The sequence below is a fragment of the Gluconobacter sp. OJB genome (assembly GCF_039638275.1).
In the GTDB taxonomy this organism is placed as follows: Bacteria; Pseudomonadota; Alphaproteobacteria; order Acetobacterales; family Acetobacteraceae; genus Gluconobacter; species Gluconobacter cerevisiae.
In genome coordinates, this window is sequence record NZ_JBDIWH010000001.1 from 2353404 (window position 1) to 2369355 (window position 15952).

18 protein-coding genes, 1 tRNA gene and 1 other RNA gene are annotated in these 15952 nt (G+C 58.8%); 10 read left to right on the plus strand and 10 right to left on the minus strand.

Going from position 1 to position 15952, the window contains the following annotated elements; translation table 11 throughout:
- Positions 1-3 precede the first annotated feature (3 nt).
- Positions 4-801, plus strand: coding sequence for an ABC transporter ATP-binding protein (locus tag ABDK74_RS10915; protein WP_346003817.1), 798 nt, complete (start codon positions 4-6; stop codon positions 799-801).
- A 97-nt stretch (positions 802-898) separates the two neighbouring features.
- Positions 899-1117 carry a hypothetical protein gene (locus ABDK74_RS10920; protein WP_011252962.1) on the plus strand — a complete coding sequence of 73 codons (219 nt, stop codon included), beginning with the start codon at positions 899-901 and terminating at the stop codon, positions 1115-1117.
- Between the two features lie 37 nt (positions 1118-1154).
- Here the strand turns inward: ABDK74_RS10920 and ABDK74_RS10925 are convergent, their stop codons facing one another.
- The 3 genes from ABDK74_RS10925 to ssrA all read right to left on the minus strand — a co-directional run bounded on the left by ABDK74_RS10925 (position 1155) and on the right by ssrA (position 2628).
- Positions 1155-1547 carry a VOC family protein gene (locus tag ABDK74_RS10925; RefSeq protein ID WP_194255815.1) on the minus strand — a complete coding sequence of 131 codons (393 nt, stop codon included), beginning with the start codon at positions 1545-1547 and terminating at the stop codon, positions 1155-1157.
- Positions 1548-1625: 78 nt separating this feature from the next.
- Positions 1626-2201: an SspB family protein gene (locus tag ABDK74_RS10930; protein ID WP_194255816.1), complete on the minus strand. Its 576-nt coding sequence runs from the start codon at positions 2199-2201 to the stop codon at positions 1626-1628.
- A gap of 100 nt (positions 2202-2301) precedes the next feature.
- Positions 2302-2628, minus strand: a transfer-messenger RNA (tmRNA) gene (gene ssrA, locus ABDK74_RS10935).
- A 94-nt stretch (positions 2629-2722) separates the two neighbouring features.
- Here ssrA and thyX point away from each other — a divergent pair.
- Both thyX and ABDK74_RS10945 read left to right on the plus strand, forming a co-directional pair.
- Complete coding sequence (thyX, locus tag ABDK74_RS10940; RefSeq protein WP_346003818.1) at positions 2723-3634, plus strand: FAD-dependent thymidylate synthase; 912 nt, start codon at positions 2723-2725, stop codon at positions 3632-3634.
- Complete coding sequence (locus ABDK74_RS10945) at positions 3621-3839, plus strand: hypothetical protein (RefSeq protein WP_346003819.1); 219 nt, start codon at positions 3621-3623, stop codon at positions 3837-3839. The genes thyX and ABDK74_RS10945 overlap by 14 nt, the downstream gene beginning before the upstream one ends.
- A gap of 441 nt (positions 3840-4280) precedes the next feature.
- Here the strand turns inward: ABDK74_RS10945 and ABDK74_RS10950 are convergent.
- The 3 genes from ABDK74_RS10950 to ABDK74_RS10960 all read right to left on the minus strand — a co-directional run bounded on the left by ABDK74_RS10950 (position 4281) and on the right by ABDK74_RS10960 (position 5813).
- Positions 4281-4355 (minus strand) — tRNA-Thr (locus ABDK74_RS10950).
- A gap of 79 nt (positions 4356-4434) precedes the next feature.
- On the minus strand, positions 4435-4617 hold the full coding sequence (locus ABDK74_RS10955) for a hypothetical protein (protein ID WP_346003820.1): 183 nt from the start codon (positions 4615-4617) through the stop codon (positions 4435-4437).
- Positions 4614-5813, minus strand: a complete 1200-nt coding sequence (locus ABDK74_RS10960) for an Mrp/NBP35 family ATP-binding protein (RefSeq protein WP_346003821.1) — start codon at positions 5811-5813, stop codon at positions 4614-4616. Before ABDK74_RS10960 ends, ABDK74_RS10955 begins: the two co-directional genes overlap by 4 nt.
- 125 nt (positions 5814-5938) lie before the next feature.
- Between ABDK74_RS10960 and ABDK74_RS10965 the strand changes: the two genes are divergently transcribed.
- The 3 genes from ABDK74_RS10965 (at position 5939) to ABDK74_RS10975 (ending at position 10202) form a co-directional block, all read left to right on the plus strand.
- Positions 5939-7501: a Do family serine endopeptidase gene (locus tag ABDK74_RS10965; protein WP_346003822.1), complete on the plus strand. Its 1563-nt coding sequence runs from the start codon at positions 5939-5941 to the stop codon at positions 7499-7501.
- Between the two features lie 28 nt (positions 7502-7529).
- Positions 7530-8597 (plus strand): aromatic acid exporter family protein, encoded by a 1068-nt coding sequence (locus ABDK74_RS10970; RefSeq protein WP_194255826.1) that lies wholly within the window; start codon positions 7530-7532, stop codon positions 8595-8597.
- Positions 8598-8744: 147 nt separating this feature from the next.
- A complete protein-coding gene (locus ABDK74_RS10975) occupies positions 8745-10202 on the plus strand; it encodes a mannitol dehydrogenase family protein (protein ID WP_346003823.1) in 1458 nt (485 codons plus the stop codon).
- Positions 10203-10258: 56 nt separating this feature from the next.
- Here the strand turns inward: ABDK74_RS10975 and ABDK74_RS10980 are convergent, their stop codons facing one another.
- Positions 10259-10411: a DUF3309 family protein gene (locus tag ABDK74_RS10980; protein WP_082790651.1), complete on the minus strand. Its 153-nt coding sequence runs from the start codon at positions 10409-10411 to the stop codon at positions 10259-10261.
- 74 nt (positions 10412-10485) lie between these two features.
- Complete coding sequence (locus ABDK74_RS10985; protein ID WP_062106825.1) at positions 10486-11316, minus strand: TerB family tellurite resistance protein; 831 nt, start codon at positions 11314-11316, stop codon at positions 10486-10488.
- Between the two features lie 171 nt (positions 11317-11487).
- Here ABDK74_RS10985 and ABDK74_RS10990 point away from each other — a divergent pair, with 171 nt between their 5' ends.
- Positions 11488-11805 carry a hypothetical protein gene (locus tag ABDK74_RS10990; RefSeq protein WP_346003824.1) on the plus strand — a complete coding sequence of 106 codons (318 nt, stop codon included), beginning with the start codon at positions 11488-11490 and terminating at the stop codon, positions 11803-11805.
- Here ABDK74_RS10990 and ABDK74_RS10995 read toward each other — a convergent pair.
- Positions 11802-12032 (minus strand): ribbon-helix-helix domain-containing protein, encoded by a 231-nt coding sequence (locus tag ABDK74_RS10995; RefSeq protein ID WP_211570780.1) that lies wholly within the window; start codon positions 12030-12032, stop codon positions 11802-11804. The two genes, ABDK74_RS10990 and ABDK74_RS10995, sit on opposite strands and share 4 nt — an antisense overlap.
- Entirely contained in the window at positions 12029-13087 is a 1059-nt protein-coding gene (gene queG, locus ABDK74_RS11000; protein WP_346003825.1) for a tRNA epoxyqueuosine(34) reductase QueG, read from the minus strand. Before queG ends, ABDK74_RS10995 begins: the two co-directional genes overlap by 4 nt.
- A gap of 158 nt (positions 13088-13245) precedes the next feature.
- Between queG and ABDK74_RS11005 the strand changes: the two genes are divergently transcribed.
- Both ABDK74_RS11005 and ABDK74_RS11010 read left to right on the plus strand, forming a co-directional pair.
- Complete coding sequence (locus tag ABDK74_RS11005; RefSeq protein WP_346003826.1) at positions 13246-14784, plus strand: adenosine deaminase; 1539 nt, start codon at positions 13246-13248, stop codon at positions 14782-14784.
- The gene (locus tag ABDK74_RS11010; RefSeq protein ID WP_408874480.1) at positions 14781-15857 is read left to right on the plus strand and encodes a purine nucleoside permease; all 1077 of its coding nucleotides are present in this window, start codon (positions 14781-14783) and stop codon (positions 15855-15857) included. The genes ABDK74_RS11005 and ABDK74_RS11010 overlap by 4 nt, the downstream gene beginning before the upstream one ends.
- The last annotated feature ends 95 nt before the right edge of the window (positions 15858-15952 follow it).

Sequence of the window (15952 nt, forward strand, 5' to 3'; positions counted from 1 at the left end):
ATCATGGCCCATATCCGTCTTGAAGATCTCTCCCTGTCGTTTCCTGTTCTGCATGGCGGCTCGCGTTCGCTGAAAAAGACTCTGCTGGCTCGTGCGAAAAGCACTGTAGCTGCGCGAAACGGAGCTGTAGGAGGTCGAATGCGTGTCAGCGGTAATTCCGCTGAAGTCGTGGAAGTTCAGGCGCTTTTCAACGTCAGTTTCACGATTTCCGAAGGGGAGCGGGTCGGGCTGGTCGGGCATAACGGTGCAGGAAAATCGACGCTCCTGCGCGTTCTTGCCGGAATTTACGAAACAAATCAGGGGACGCTGGATATTGAAGGCGACACCCATGCCCTCATCGACCCCAATGCGGGCATGAATGGCGAGCTGACGGGGCGCGAAAACATCCAGCTCTTTGCCTGTCGCATGGGGATGGGACGGGCGGCGACAGAGGAACTGGAAAAGGATGTGGAGGCGTTCTCGGATCTGGGAGCGTTCTTCGACCTCCCGGTGCGACTTTATTCCTCTGGCATGTCTGTCCGTCTGGGGTTTGCACTGGCGACGGTTCCGCGCCCCCGGATCCTGCTGATGGACGAATGGTTCATGGCTGGCGACCAAAAGTTTCAGGACAAGGCCAAGGCACGGCTGGAAGGCATGGTCGATGCGGCTGAAATTCTGGTGGTGACGTCGCACGCGCTGCCGATTCTGCGTCAGTGGTGTACGCGCATCATCTGGATGGAAAGCGGAGAAATCCGCATGGACGGTCCGACCGAAGAAGTGTTGGACGCCTATGAAGCTGCGGTGGCGGTTACTCCGATTTAAAAACCTCTCTAACGTCATCTCGTGGGTAACAGAGTTGGTATGCTGGCAGACGTGGAGTAGGCTCCGAGAGGTCTTTTACAATTCAGGGAGACATTTCATGTCTTATGCCGCCATTGACGCCGCACGCGTCGCCAAAGCCTCCGAATCCGCTCTTCAGACCCTGTCGACCGTAAAGGAAACGTCCGAGGCCCATCAGCGCAAGACGATCATGATCGAACGGATTCATGCCCTTGCTAAGGCTGCAGCCGAAACCAAAGACTGCAATGCCATTACCCTCACATCCGAGGAATTCTGGCTGATTTCCAAAAACTGGTAACATTATCTGAAGGCGGTGGAGCGAGGCGCCCCCGCCTTCAGCCGTTATAGGATGCAAGTTCGATCAGATTGCCATCCGGGTCTCGGCAATAGATGGATGTGATTGGACCAAGTGCGCCAAGGCGCGCGACTGGGCCTTCAACGATTTCCACACCACATTTCTCCAGATGCTTGACGATCTGTTCGCTTGCGATGGCGGTTGTGAAACACAGATCCGATGTTCCGGGAGCGGCGGCCCCGGCGGTGTCCCATCCTTCTGTACCTTCGGGGCGAAGATTGATCTTCTGACCACCAAAGCTCAGGGCCACGCGGTTGTTACGGCCATACTCGTCGATATCCATGCCCAGAACCCGCTGATACCAAGACGCAGACAGGTCGCGGTTGCGGACGGTCAGTACGATATGGTCAAGGCGATCGACGGTAAAGCGCATGGGGATCCCTCATGAAAGCGACATTCAGGCCATTGGTTCCAGTCAGTATAGGCCGGAACCACACACTCTGGCTAACGCCTAGCTGGGCGGACGCTTGCGGAATGCGGCGAGGCTGACGACTTCCGCGTCTTTCTTGCCGTCTTCCGAAGCAGAGGGTTCGGGCAGAACGTCCGGATGATGGGCAGGGTCGATGTCGTCTGGCTCTACGGCGCCTTCGGGAATCTCGATATCCTCATCGTCTTCAAGCGGAGAATGATTGAAGCGCAGGGCCATACGGATATGGGGGTCGGCAAAGGCCGTGATGGCATTGACGGGAATGCACAGGATGCTCCCAACGCCACCGAAGGACAGACCGACCGAAATCACGTTCTTGTCGCGGTCCAGCGCCAGATCCCAGAACTGATGCTGAAGGACAATGGTCATTTCTTCGGGGTACTGCGCCCGCAGACGGGCCGGGATGATCACATCCGGCCGGTTCGTGCGGAACGTCAGATAGAAGTGATGGGCTCCCGGCAGTCCCTCAGCCGCAACATGCTCGATCGCACGTAGCATGACTTCACGATAGGCGTCTTCCACCCAGTCATCATAGGGGAGGAGGCTCTCGGGAAGCTCGTGCTCGAAGCCGTCCTGGCCGTTGTGATCGTCGTCGCTCATGGTCGCAAGCCTGATGTTTCGGTCAATTCTTGCATCAGGGATGCGACAGACGGGCACAGATGGCAAGTCGTCTTTGAAAGGAATGTCGGAGACATGATGAGGTGGGAGGGCTTCTGTTGCCCGGTGCCCTCCCGAACCGCGCTTATCGCTTATGCAGCGACAGCGAGCACCTCTGAGTTATCGTTGGCACTTGTAGGTTTAGCCCGATGACGGTGGTACAATGCCGGGCAAAAGATAAGTCTTTACCGTGCGCGTCGAGCCTGTTTCGTCCCCACAGACCCCTTTTGCGAGGGGTTTTTCATGGTGGAGACGCCGGGCACTGCCCCCGGGTCCACAACACTTATTCCACTTACCGTTTATCGCCATAGCCGGGGACGAACCCCTTGCACTGATGAACATAGGAGTGCCGCTGCCCGCCCGCAAGGGAAAAGGCAGTTACGAAAAAAATTAAGGCGCAGGAATCGTGTCAATCCGATTCATTCGGATGACGCCAGCCGAAAGCCCATGCTAAAGCCGCCGCCATGGCACTCACATCCGAACAGCGCGCCGAGATCGAAGCTCAGCGCAGCGAACCCCAGCTTACGTCCCGTCCGACCGTGCCGGCGATGGAAAGCCTGCTCTTCACACCTTTCGAGGTGCTGGATCACGGCTTCCTGCGCGTGGTCGATTACATGGGCGACGATGGTGCGGTCGTGCAGGCTGCGCGCGTGTCCTATGGTCGTGGGACGAAGAAAGTCTCCGAAGATGCGGGGCTGATTCGCTATCTGATGCGCCACCGTCACTCGACCCCGTTCGAGATGTGCGAAATTAAATTCCATGTGAAGCTGCCTGTGTTCGTCGCGCGACAGTGGATTCGGCATCGTATGGCGAGCGTGAACGAATATTCGGCGCGTTATTCCATTCTGGACCGGGAATTCTACCTGCCTGCTCCAGATCAGGTGGCGACGCAGAGCAGCTCGAACCGCCAGGGACGCAGCGATGCGTTGGATGCTGAGACGGCGCACGAGGTTCTGGAGATCCTGCGCCGGGATGCCAGCCAGTGTTACGACGATTACGAGAGCCTGCTGAACCCGGACGGCACGGGGCTGGCGCGTGAGCTTGCACGGATCAATCTGACCCTGAACACCTATACACAGTGGTACTGGAAGATTGATCTGCACAATCTGATGCATTTCCTTGCCCTACGCGCTGATCCGCATGCGCAGTACGAGATCCGCGTCTATGCGGAAAAAATGATCGAAATTCTCAAGGCGTGGGTGCCTGCGACGTCTGCGGCGTTCGAAGAATATCGTCTCGGTGCCTTCACGCTTTCGGCCGGAATGCTGAAGGTTGTCCGGCGGCGTCTGGCAGGTGAAACCGTTACGCAGGAAAATTCCGGACTGACCAAGCGGGAGTGGTCTGAAATGATGGCGGTTCTGGATGGCCAATCCTGAACCTGGCCCCAGCTTGGCATCAGCCGTTCAAGATCTTGCTGAAAACGATCTTGAACGGCTGATGAATGAAGCGCGGGAAGCGCAGCTTGAAAATCCTGTTGAGGACGCTTCTGTAAAGCCGCCGAGTTTGCTTGTCTGGGCTGTGGTGGCAGCGTCGCTTGTTCTGATATCTATTGCCATTCATTTTTTGTGGCCCGCGTCATAAAATATTCAATTCAGTAAACGATCAATAAAAATAAAAACTCCTTAGTTTTTTACTTTTAAGGATTTTGCGCGAGACTCAATGTGGATTCGTGCGAATTTTGCTGCATCCGTCTCTCTAACTTTTACAAACAGACTTATCCACAAGAAAAATCAGCTTCTTAAAAGTGCTTCGAGTCGTGTGTCTGCGCTCGTGTGTCATGTTAGGTCATTGATTTCATGGAATAATTTTAGAAAAGAATCGCAGGGGCTATCAGAATTCTGCCTCAGGCCTGTCAAGGGGATTTTTGGAATACCCACATTTCACCCTCTGTGAATGCAATACTTGTGCATTATTGAGATCGGCAAAGAATGCTAATTCTGTGAGGAAAATGCGTGGCCGGATTTTATCCGAAACGGTCCTGACCGTTCGCTAAAATGCTGTTGCCATGCTTTTTGGAAAAGCTGGTGCCGGGTGAGGGATTTGAACCCCCGACCTTCGGTTTACAAAACCGCTGCACTACCACTGTGCTAACCCGGCATCGGCAGTGCGGCTTTTTCCATGTCCGGGCATGTCAGGTCAAGCGCCAGAGAACGATTCTCTGACCGTGTTTTGGATTTTAGCCTGGATTTGAGTGTGGGATGGGCGTGACGAGGTCTGTGGGGGGCGGCAGATGCTGCGAGTCTTTCGTAAAGCCATAGCCATCGGACGAAAGACCCTGATGCGTGACCGTATGGGAGCAGCCTGCCAGCGTCAGGCCAGTTCCTGTCAGACAGGCGCCAATAAGAAGAATACGGATCATGACGGCTCTTTCGTGCTGTATTGAGAAGACAGGGACCGGGCAACAGCCTGTGCAAGTCTTGTATAAGCCTGAGCTGCTTCGCTGTCCGGCGCGGACAGGATGATCGGGGTGCCCTCATCACCACTCGCGCGGATATCGGCGAGCAGCGGGATTTCCGCGAGAAACGGAACGCCCATTTTTTCGGCTTCGGCTTTTGCGCCACCGTGGCCGAACAGTTCCGTGCGGTGGTTGCAGTTTGGGCAACAGAAATAGGACATGTTTTCAACGACGCCGAGGATCGGAGTTTCCATCCGCTCGAACATGGCCACACCGCGTCTTGCATCCAGCAGCGCAATATCCTGCGGCGTGGAGACGATGACCGCGCCGCCAGTCGCAAGTTTGGGGCCGAGCTTCTGGGCCAGCGTCAACTGCGCGTCTCCGGTGCCGGGTGGCATGTCGATCACGAGAACGTCGAGTTCGCCCCACTCGACTTCGCCCAGAAACTGCGTCAGTGCGCCCATGACCATTGGGCCACGCCAGATCATGGCCTGATTTTCGTCCACCAGATAGCCGATGGACATGCTCTTCAGTCCCCAGGCTTCGATCGGCAGGATCGTTCCGTCTACGACGTCCGGACGCGCGCTGCGTCCCAGCATCCGGGGGAGGGAGGGACCGTAGATATCCGCGTCCAGAAGTCCGGTCTTCAGGCCCTCTCGCGCAAGGCCGACCGCAAGATTGACGGCCGTGGTGGATTTACCAACACCCCCCTTGCCCGATGCGACGGCAATGACGGCCTTCACGCCTGGCAGCAGCGTTTCCGGAGCGTGTCTGCTCGCGGCATTACGTCGTTTGTCGCCCAGATTAAAGGGACGGTGCCCTCCGCCCTGTGCGGGCGCGTTGGCGGCGGCTGGCGTTGCGGGGCGATGAGACGTGAAGGACAGGGTAGCGCCCGTAATGCCTGGCAGGCTCGCAATCGCGGCTTCGACCCGGGGCCGGAGCGGTTCCACGCGCGAAGCATTGTCCCGCGACGTTGCCAGCGAGACATGGGCATGGCCGTTGCGAACCGAGACGCTTTCGAGGGCTGCGAAAGACAGGACGTTCGAGCCCTGACTGTCCTGCTCGGATTTCAGGATATCGGTGATGCGGGTTTCAGCGTTGGGAACATCCGTCTCGGGGGAGGCGGGCGGCATGTCGTTGGGGGGCGTGGTGTCAGTCATGCCGGGCTCTCATCAGGGGAATTATTGTATCGGAAAGGGGCATGAGCCTAACATCAATGGCCTGAAAACGCATCCTGAATGGCGGGATGGTGACGAAGGGCCATGTTCTGAGCTAGCGTGCGGGTATGAGAAACCCGTCTGTTCGTCTTTCTGTTTCTGCTCTGGTGCTGTCCCTTTCCGCGGGCTGGGCGCTGAGCGCGGCTCCGGCGCTGGCTCAGGATGCTGCGCCGGTTTCAGGCCAGCCGTCTTCCGTACCGACTCCTGCGCCGCGTTCGGTGCCGTCGAGCTTTGCGGATCTGGCAAACAGGCTTCTGCCGTCGGTCGTGAACGTCTCGACATCCGCTGTGCTCAAGCCTGCGAAGATGGATGACAAAGGACCGGATTCCAGCGGCCCGGATGGTCCGCAGGTGCCCCCGTTCCAGCAAGGCTCACCGCTGGAAAAATTCTTCCATGATTATCTGAAGCACAAACCAGCTCCGAACCATCCGCCCCGTCGCCAGCAGGCGCTGGGCTCGGGCTTCATTATTGATGCGTCAGGCATCATCGTGACGAACAATCACGTGATCGAAGGGGCGGATCAGGTTAGCGTCACGCTTCAGGACGGCACCGAAATGCCGGCGCGGATCGTGGGTCGGGACAGTCAGGTCGATCTGGCCGTGCTGGAAGTTAAGCCCAAGCGCCCGCTTCCGACCGTCCCGCTGGGCCGGAGCGACAAAGCGCGGATCGGGGACTGGGTTCTGGCGATCGGCAACCCGTTCGGGCTGAACGGGACCGTGACGGCAGGCATCATTTCCTCGCGCGGTCGAAACGTCGAACACGGTCTGTATGACGATTACATCCAGACTGATGCCGCCATCAATCGCGGCAATTCCGGCGGCCCGCTATTCAATCTGTCCGGTGAAGTCATTGGCATCAACACGCTGATCTATGGCGGCTCGGGAGGCGATTCCATTGGGATCGGCTTTGCCATTCCGGCGGATGATGCAAGGGGGATCATCGACCAGCTTCGGCGCACCGGGCATGTTTCGCGCGGCTGGATGGGGCTGAAGTTCCAGGATGTGACGAACGACATCGCCGAGACGCTCGATTTCCGCAAGCCGGACGGTTCTAACGGCAAGGGAACGCTGATTTCGGAAATCGACCCGAAAGGCCCGGCTGCAAAAGCGGGCCTTGAGGTTGGCGATATCATTACCCGCGTCAACGATCAGGACGTGAGCGGCCAGACCATGCCGCGTATCATCGCGTCCATTCTGCCGGGGACGCAGGCGCAGTTGACGGTCTGGCACAAGGGGGCGCTCAAGACGCTGCCGATCACGCTCGCGCAGTCCCCTACGCCGCCGGATATGCCACCGTCCGACACGCACCAGCCGGAACATCGTCATGCGGCTTTGGGAGAACTCGGAGTGACTGTCAGTTCGATCGATGCGGACGCGCGCACGCAATATGCACTCTCCGATGATCAGCGCGGGGTTCTGGTCTCGCGTGTCGAAGCCGGAAGTCCCGCAGCATCGCGCGGGATTGCTGAGGGAAATGTGATCACGCAGGTGGGCCAGGACCAGATCAACACGCCGGACGATTTCGCCAAAGCCGTGCGGGGCCTGCACGAGCGCAAGAAGACGGAAGCCCTGTTGCTGGTGCAGGATGACGACGGGCTGCGCTGGGTGCCGGTGCCCTTTCTGGGGAATTGAGGATTTTCACCCACGTTGAAGCTCGGTCATGAGCGTTCTGATACGTCTGAGCCAGGTCTGGCTACCAGCACCGTCCCACAACAGTAGCTGGCGCGAGGTGATGCGCCCCGCAACCCGCCAGACTATCCGGGTTCTGGTGTCGGTGGTTGTGGCGTGGATCGTCGGATCGCTCATGCATCTGCAGGAAACGATCTGGGCCCTGGTCACGGCCCTGATCGTGACCCAGTCCAGCATCAGCCAGACCATGACGACGGCCCGCGACCAGATCAGCGGAACGGTGATCGGTGCCTTGGCAGGCGGTTGTGCGGTCGTGCTGGAAATCACGACGGGTCTGCGCTGGATTCCGTTCTGGATCATGCTGACACCCCTGGTGTTCCTGACGGCCATTCAGCCGACGCTGCGTTTCGCCTGTATCACGCTGATCATTGTGTATCTGTTTCCCAGTCAGGGTAGTCCATTCCTGCCGTTAATCACGCGGCTTCTGGCCATCGTGGTTGGTGTCACGGTGTCGATCGTGGTGTCGTTCCTCATTCTGCACAGTAGCGCGCGCAAACACGCGTTTCAGACGGCTGGACGTCTGCTGCGGCGCATGGATCAGCTTCTCAAAAGCGCGCTTGACCAGAATACGGGATGGACGGCGATCGAGCGTCAAAATGACGATTGTGTTGCTCTGCTGGCGGAACTTGAGGATGCGGTCACTGAAGCGCGGCGTGAGCGGCTGAAGGAACTGGAGAAGCGCGATCCGGTTCTTGCGGCCCTGCCAAGACTGATGCGGCGCCTGCTGAACGATACGATGCTGGTTGCACGCGCCATCGCGACGGGGCGCGCGGCGGGGAATACCGGCCTCATGCCGCTCTATAAAGGGCTGAGCCATGCGTTGCGGGCGCTGGCGCATGGCTGTGAAGAACAGCTTTTAGCGAAAAACAGCCGTCATCCACGGCAGGCGCAGGACGAAGAAATTCTTCATCTCCTGCCACGTCTGGAAGAACAGACGCGGCCGGAAATGCGTTTTGTGATGTCCCTTTTTCGTGAAGATCTGGAAAGGGCTGTCGGGGTGGTTATGCGCGAAGATGTGAGCGGCATGGAAGGACTCTGACGTCTTTTTCCAAGGGTCTCCGTCAGGGACGGGGCCGAGGGCTATTGAAACCGTTATTCGGCTTTTGCGTTGTTCGGGGGCTATGATGGCACATGCCCGGCCTTATCGGTCCCCGTCAGAGACCGGCCCGAAACCACGGAGAAGTCCATGATTACGCGCGAAACCCTCAAATCTCTTCCCGCCAGTGTCCAGGCGCCCCCTTACGACATCGACGGCGTGAAACCGGGGATCGTGCATTTCGGTGTTGGTAACTTTTTCCGGGCGCATGAGGCGTTCTATGTGGAACAGATTCTCGAACATGCGCCTGACTGGGCGATCATTGGCGTTGGTCTGACGGGTAGTGACCGGTCGAAGAAAAAGGCCGAGGAATTCAAAAAACAGGACTGCCTGTATTCCCTGACCGAGACGGCGCCTTCCGGTAAAAGCACGGTGCGCGTCATGGGGGCCCTGCGCGATTATCTGCTGGCTCCGGCTGATCCGGAAGCCGTGCTGAAGCATCTTACTGATCCAGCGATCCGCATCGTTTCCATGACGATCACGGAAGGCGGCTACAACATCAACGAGACGACCGGCGCGTTTGATCTGGAGAATGCGGCTGTGAAGGCCGATCTTCAGAACCCGGAAAAGCCGTCCACGGTCTTTGGTTATGTTGTCGAAGCCCTGCGCCGTCGCCGGGATGCCGGGCACAAGGCGTTTACGGTCATGTCCTGCGACAATCTGCGCCACAACGGGAATGTCGCTCGCAAGGCTTTCCTCGGCTATGCGAAAGCGCGCGATCCGGAACTGGCGAAGTGGATCGAGGAGAACGCGACCTTCCCGAATGGAATGGTTGATCGTATCACCCCGACTGTTTCGACTGCCATCGCCAAGAAACTGAATGCGGCTAGTGGACTGGATGATGATCTGCCGTTGGTGGCTGAGGATTTTCACCAGTGGGTGCTGGAAGATCATTTTGCAGATGGCCGTCCGCCGCTTGAAAAAGCCGGCGTGCAGATGGTCAAAGATGTTACGGACTGGGAGCATGTCAAAATCCGGATGCTTAATGCTGGACATGTCACGCTCTGCTTTCCGGGCATTCTGGTCGGCTATGAGAATGTGGATGATGCCATTGAAGACAGCGAGCTCCTTGGAAACCTGAAGAATTACCTCAACAAGGATGTTATCCCGACCCTGAAGGCGCCTTCAGGCATGACACTTGAGGGATATCGGGACAGCGTTATCAGCCGCTTTTCCAACAAGGCGATGTCCGATCAGACGCTCCGGATTGCCAGCGATGGTTGTTCCAAGGTTCAGGTGTTTTGGACGGAAACCGTGCGCCGGGCGATCGAAGGCAAGCGGGATCTGTCGCGCATTGCGTTCGGGATTGCGTCCTATCTCGAAATGCTGCGTGGGCGGGATGAGAAGGGCGGGACGTATGAATCGTCCGAGCCGACTTATGGCGAAGCCGAGTGGAAGCTGGCCAAGGCTGATGATTTTGAAAGCTCTCTGAAGCTCCCGGCGTTCGATGGGTGGCGCGATCTGGACACGTCCGAATTGGATCAGAAGGTCATCGCGCTGCGGAAAATCATTCGCGAAAAGGGTGTGAAGGCCGCCATTCCGGCCTGAAGACGCTTTTCGGTATTAAAAAACCGCGCTTCGTAGGGAGCGCGGTTTTTCTATGTTCAGATCTGTCCCAGCAGGACGAGGATCACGACAATGACCACGATCAGGCCAAGTCCGCTGGACGGGTAGTAGCCCCACTTTGAACTGTACGGCCATGACGGCAGCGCACCGATCAGCAGGAGAATCAGAATTACAAGAAGGATCAGTCCCATGGCATATCTCTCTTGCCGGTTGAGACTGCTTTACGCGCGTTGGTGAACGAAAGTTTCCGGAATATTGCGAAAGATCAAAGCTGCCGGTCACGCTTGATGCGGTCCCAGGCGGCATTGATGCGGGCGACCTTGTCCTGCGCGCGGCGGCGCTCGGCTTCTGACATGGGTTTCTGTGCCAGAACGTCCGGATGGTGTTCGCGGATCAGGGTCCGCCAGCGGACGCGCACTTCGGTATCGGTGGCGGTGCGGGTAATGCCGAGAATGCGATAGGCGTCCGGCTCATTTGAACTGGCAGCACGGCTGTTCCCGTTCTCCGCCCGCTCCCACGCTCCTGCGGGAAGGCCGAAAGCCCGGTGGACGCGCTGGAGAAAGTCGATTTCCCTGGGATGCAGCTTGCGGTCCGGCCCGGCATCGGCGCGGGCGATGCGGAACAGGGCCGTCATGAGGTTTTCAAGCGGTGCCGTGTTGTCGGCATAGGCCGCACCCATCTCGCGGGCATACATCTCGAAGTCGTCCGTCCGGTCCCGCGCGCGGTCGAACAGCATGCCGACTTCCTTGACGTTATCGGACGGGAACTGGAAGCAGGTTTTGAAAGCGTTGATTTCGTGTCGGTTGACCGGGCCGTCGATCTTGGCAAGCTTTGCACACAGCGCAACAAGCCCAATGGCATAAAGTTGGTCTCGCTTGCCCAGCGCCGCCGCGATTTTGGCCGCTCCAAAAAAGGCCGCGCTGTTGGGGTCAGGCCGACCATTTGCAGGAAAACGCTCGCTCCATCCCCCTGTCGAGGGTTTGAGCAGGGAGCCGCTATCGGCGGCATGACCCAAGGCTGCGCCCATCAGCGCTCCGAAAGGACCACCAACCGCGAAACCCGCGACACCGCCGAACATCTTGCCCCAGATAGCCATGAGTTTAGCCTAGCACGCCCATTCCCGACGGCAAATGACAGATCGTACAGCCGCACTTTACGCGGGCTGAAAGCTTTTGCGTGAGGCCGTGCTATGAAGTCGGAATGACGAACCCGACACAGCCTCAGGCATTATAGTGTCAGGGTTTCAGATCGTTTGACGGGTATTTTCATGACTTCTTCGCTGCCCCCTCGTACTGATGATGAGTTGATGGAGCTTTTGATCCGCCGGCTGCCCGAGAAGTTGCAGACCGTGTTGAACTGGCTGCGGGAGCCGTCGCATAAATGGGTGCGAATTCCGGCGGGCGTACTCTTTATGCTGGGCGGCGTCCTGTCGATCCTGCCGGTTCTGGGATTGTGGATGCTGCCGGTCGGCGTGATGCTGCTGTCACAGGATATTGCGCTGTTCCGCCGTTTGCAGGGCCGTGTCCTGCGCTGGATCGAGCGCAGCCATCCGGATTGGCTGGGGCTGACAGCCGATAACACCTAGCCTGAGGTTTCAATCCGCTTTTGCAGATGTAAAAGCGCTGCAACCCGAAGCGCGGACGCCAGTGGACGTTCGGGCGGTCGTGTTGCGTCCAGCGAGGCGACGAGTGAGGCAAAACTCTGCTGTCGGGTTGTGGCGATCATGTCCAGAACCGTCCAGAATTCGGGTTCGAGTGCCACGGACGTCCGATGTCCGGACAGGGACAGACTGCGTTTGACGAGATCGCTCATGCGGGGTGGTCCTCAAGACGGTTGATGGCCCAGTGCGCCGTTTCGGCAATATCCGGGTCCGGATCTGTCAGTAGGTCCCGCGCGGAGGGGAGGAGCGACGGATCGGCGGAGTTGCCAATGGCGATCAGCACGTTGCGTACAAATCTGTTGCGCCCGATCCGCTTGATGGGTGAGCCGGAAAAGAATGTCCGGAAGGTCGCATCATCCAGCCGAACCAGTTCGTCGAGCTTTGGGGCGATAAGTTCGGGACGGGCCTGAAGTTTGATATGTCGCGCGCTCTCTGCAAAGCGGTTCCACGGGCAGACGGACAGGCAGTCGTCGCAGCCATAGATGTGGTTGCCGATTTTTGGGCGCAGTTCGTGGGGGATCGGGCCTTTGTGCTCGATCGTCAGATACGAGATGCAGCGGCGTGCATCCATCCGGTAGGGGGCCGTAAACGCATCGGTCGGGCAGGCGGTCAGGCAGCGCGTGCAGGAACCGCAGCTTCCGCCTTTGGGCGCAGAAGGCGCGAGTTCCAGCGTGGTGTAGATCTCGCCCAGAAGCAGCCAGGAGCCATGCTCCCGCGAGACGAGACAGGTGTGTTTTCCTGTCCAGCCGAGCTGCGCCTTCTCCGCTAGGGCGCGCTCTGAAACCGGCGCTGTATCGACGAACACCTTCACCTGCGTCTCCGGTCCACCCAGCTTCACGACATACTGTGCCAGATGTTTGAGCATCCCTTTTATGACGTCGTGATAGTCGCGGTTACGGGCATAGACGGAAATATTGCCGCATTCTGGATCGGTCGTCGGGCCTTCCGCTGGGGCATAGGACAGGCCCAGCGAAATTACGCTCCGCACTTCGGGCCACAGCGCCTGAGGATGGGCGCGTTCTTCGATGCGCGTCTCCATCCATTCCATTGTTCCATGATGGCCCTGAGCGACGAATTCCCGCAGACCCTGAGCGACTTCCGGCCCGAGCTCAGCCTTGCAGAACCCGACCGCATCAAAACCCAGATGGCGCGCGTGGTCCGCAATCCGGGTTTCAAGCCCTGTGTCGGGTGTTGGAAAATCAGGCATGGGAAGGGATCGGTCTCACCGGTAAGCGGATATCTATTATGTCATCGGGCGCGCAAACGGACCAGCTTTTCCAGTGTTCGGGATGACTGTTTCAGACAGGGTTTGTCACGATCTGAAAATGGCTTGCCACGCCGGGGGCGGGGCGGCATCGTTGGGCCATGCGACATCCTTTCCGCTCCATTCTGCCCGCTGTTGTTCTGGGCATGACGCCCGTTCTGGCACTGAGTCCGGTCGCACAGGCTGCCCCGTCCGCCGCGCAAGTTTACGATCATGTCCGGAACGATCCGGTCCGGCTGAATATGTTCCTGCGTACCTTTCCAAAAGGTGCGGATCTACACAACCATCTGGCGGGCGCGGTTTATGCCGAGAGTATGCTGAACTGGGCTGCGCACGATGGGCTTTGCGTGTCCCTGACGGAAAAACGCATTCTCGACCATGCTTGCACTCATCCGGGAGACGGCGAGTTCCCTGCTGCCGACCTGTCGCACCATGCGGGATCGGAAAATGCGCTGATTGATGCGCTGTCCATGCGCGATTTCGTGCCGTCGCCGGGGGATGCTTCCGGCCACGACCATTTCTTCGCAACCTTCGCCCGATTTAACGCCATCGCCGACGCGCATGGGGGCGAGATGCTGGCTGAAGCCCGTGACCATGCGGCACGCGATCATGTAACGTATCTGGAACTGATGATCTCGCCCGGGATTGGTCCGATGATCGGGGCGGGTTTTCATCATCCATTGCAGGGCGACGGCCTCGCTTCCGCGCATCAGGCGCTCATGCCGGAAATTCCGGCACTGGTGCAGAAAGCCCGTGCCGAGACGGACCGGATGGAAGCGCAGGCGAAAGATGTGCTGAAATGTGGAACGCCGCAGGCCCATTCGGGCTGTGCGGTCACGGTGCGTTATCTGTTCCAGACCCTGCGAACGCTGCCGCCTCAGGCGGTTTATGCGCAACTCGATACCGGTTATGCGACCGTGAAAGCCGATCCGCGCTTCGTCGGGCTGAATATCGTCGCGCCCGAGGACGACGCGACCGCCATGCGCGACTACGACCTGCATATGCGGATGTTCCATTTCCTGAACGGCGTGTATCCGGGCGTGAAGCTGAGCCTGCATGCCGGGGAACTCACGACGGGCCTCGTCCCGACGGAAGGGTTGCGCCATCATATTCGCGCGGCCGTTGAAGTGGCGGGTGCCAGCCGGATTGGGCATGGCGTGGATGTGGCGCTGGAGGACGACTCTGAAACGCTGCTGTCCGAAATGGCGCGGCGTTCTGTGATGGTTGAAATCAACCTGACCAGCAATGACGAGATCCTCGGCGTCAAAGGCGCGGCCCATCCGTTTTCGCTGTATCGCAGGGCGGGTGTTCCGATGGCGCTGTCCACGGACGATGAAGGCGTTTCACGCGGGGACCTGACACAGGAATATGTCCGCGCGGTCCAGACCTATGATCTATCCTATGCCGATCTGAAAACATTATCCCGCGCCGGGCTGGACTATGCATTCGTGCCGGGCGCAAGCCTGTGGTCCGATCATCAGCCGGGACAGTTCGTTCCGGCCTGCCGGACTTTGCCCATCACATCCGCGTCCTGCACGGCGTTCTTGAAATCCAGCGAAAAAGCCCGTCTGCAATGGGCGCTTGAAGAGCGGTTCGGGACGTTCGAAGCCGCTGTCACACATGAGGGTCTCTATCAGTGAAATCTGTTTCAACCGTTTTCGGGGCCGCGCTCCTGTCCCTCTGTGCGTCTGGTCTGGCGTTGGCCCATGCCCCGATCCCTGTTCGCGTCGTCGTCGTCACGACGTTCGAGATCGGCAAGGATACGGGGGATGCGGCGGGCGAGTACCAGAACTGGATCGAAAAACTGCCTCTGCAGCAGACGATCCCGGCCCCCGGCACCGATCATGACGTGATGCACTACAATCCGGACCTGCATGTTTTGGGCATTGCAAGTGGCGAGGGGCCGGAGCATATGGCCTCGGCCGTTACGGCCCTCGTGCTCGATCCACGGTTCGATCTGCGCCATGCCTATTTCGTGCTGGCAGGGATTGGTGGAATCGATCCGAATTTTGGCACTATCGGTTCGGCTGTCTGGGCGCCGCGCGTTATCAATGGTGGCCTGTCCCATCTGGTGGACCCGCGTGAAATTCCTGCCTCATGGGCGGACGGGTTTACGCCTGTGCAGGGCAGCACCCCGGATGAAAAGCCGCGTCCTGCGCTGCATTCCGGCATGGGAGACATGGAATATACGCTCGACCCGGCCCTCGTGCAGTGGGCTTATGGGCTGACGAAGGACATCGCGCTTCCCGACAATGACGGTTTGAAAGCATCGCGCCTGCGTTACACCGGCTTTGCCGCAGCTCAGAAACTGCCTTCCGTGCAGCTTGGCGACACGATTTCGGGCGAGACGTTCTGGGTCGGCGCGAAAATGAATCAGTGGGCCGAACGCTGGGTGAAATACTGGACGGATGGACAGGGCGTGATGGCTACGACGGCGGAAGAAGACGTCGCGTTCTGTCAGGCTCTGGCGCTTCAGGGCAAGGCCGGGCGTGTTGATCCGAAGCGCGCGCTGATTCTGCGGACAGCCAGTAATTTCGACATGCCCCCACCGGGTCAGAGTGCGGCGCAGCTTCTGTCGGATGAAGCGCATGAGACAGGGTTTTCGGGTTTTCAGGCCTCGGTGGATGCCGCCTATACAGTCGGAAGCGTGGTCGTGAAGGAACTGGCAACACACTGGGACCAGTACGGCAAGGCCCTGCCATCGGCGCAATGAAGCATGTCTGATCAGCCGCCTCTCCAGACCGGTGTTCTTGAACGCCGGATGGGGAATTGGGCGTGAAATCGGCTGCCGCCTGTCCTGAGGGATGC